The sequence below is a fragment of the Nocardioides sp. genome, assembly GCF_024509035.1.
Classification (GTDB): domain Bacteria; phylum Actinomycetota; class Actinomycetes; order Propionibacteriales; family Nocardioidaceae; genus Nocardioides.
In genome coordinates, this window is record NZ_JANINT010000377.1 from 412 (window position 1) to 1,762 (window position 1,351).

The 1,351-nt window shown below is 76.5% G+C and carries 1 protein-coding gene and 1 pseudogene; both read left to right on the forward strand.

Annotation, left to right across the window (positions count from 1 at the left end):
- The coding region (locus Q0L15_RS21550; protein ID WP_296606826.1) for an ABC transporter ATP-binding protein at nucleotides 1-986 on the forward strand (986 nt) is incomplete at its 5' end.
- Nucleotides 983-1,351 (forward strand): annotated as a pseudogene (locus Q0L15_RS21555) (hypothetical protein); the annotation flags it as partial. The gene Q0L15_RS21550 and the pseudogene Q0L15_RS21555, both read left to right, overlap by 4 nt.

Here is a 1,351-nt window from a genome sequence, read left to right on the forward strand (position 1 = left end):
ACCTCGACGTACCCGGCGGCCTCACCGCGGTGCTGGGTGCGTCCGGCTGCGGCAAGACCACGCTGCTGCGGCTGGTCGCCGGCTTCCTCGAGCCGGACGCCGGCACCATCCGGCTCGGCGACCGGGCGGTCTCCGGCTCGGGCCGTCCGGTGCCGCCGCGCCGTCGGCGGATCGGCTACGTCCCGCAGGAGGGCGCGCTCTTCCCGCACCTCGACGTCGCGGCGAACGTGGCCTTCGGGCTCGCCTCGGGCCGTCGTTCCGCCGCCGCCCGGCGCCGCGTGGAGGAGATGCTCGAGCTGGTCGAGCTGCCGCGCTCCGCCGCGTCGCGGCAGCCGCACGAGCTGTCGGGCGGTCAGCAGCAGCGCGTCGCCCTGGCGCGGGCCCTGGCACCGCGGCCGGACGTCGTGCTGCTCGACGAGCCGTTCTCGTCCCTGGACGCCGGGCTGCGCGAGGAGACCGGCCGGGCCGTCGCCCGGGCGCTGCGGGCCAGCGGGGCGACCGCGGTGCTGGTCACCCACGACCAGGGCGAGGCGCTCTCGCTCGCCGACCAGGTCGCCGTGATGGCCGCCGGCCGGTTCCTCCAGGTGGCGACCCCGAGCGAGGTCTACCTGAACCCTGCGGGACCTGCCGTGGCGTCCTTCGTCGGACACGCGGCCCTGGTGCCCGCCGAGGCGGTGTCGGGCATCGCGGCCAGCCCGCTCGGCCCGATCCAGGTCCGCGGCGCCCGCGACGGTCGCGTCCTCCTGGCCGTCCGCCCCGAGCAGGTCGTGGTCACGGCCGGGGACGAGCCCGGCTGCCTGACGGCCGAGGTGCTCGAGGTGTCGTTCTTCGGCCACGACGCGACCGTCCGCGCCCGGGTCGCCGGCAACGACGATCTCGTCGACCTGACCGCGCGCGTCTCGGCGAGCGGCGTGCCCGAGCCCGGCGCGCACGTCGGTGTGCGCGTCGTCGGTGAGGTCCTGGCCTTCCCCGAGGACGCTCGATGAGCACGATTCCGGTCGTCCGGCCGGGCCACTGGCTGGTCGGGGGCGACCGGGATGCGCCGGCCCTCGTCGACGGCGACGTCGTCCTGACGTACGGCGACCTCCTCGACCTGGTCGCGGCCGAGCGGATGCGCCTGGGATCGCGGCACCTGATCACCCTGGAGGCGCGCCCCACCGTCGACTTCGTGGTCTCCTACCTGGCTGCGCTGGCCGGCGGCCACCCGGTGCTGCTGCTCGCCGAGGGCGACTCGGCCCGGCACGGCGACCTGCTGGCCGAGTACCCCTCCGGCACCGCCACCGGGCTGCACCCGGACCTGGCGCTCCTGCTCTCCACCTCCGGCTCGACCGGATCGCCGAAGCTGGTCCGG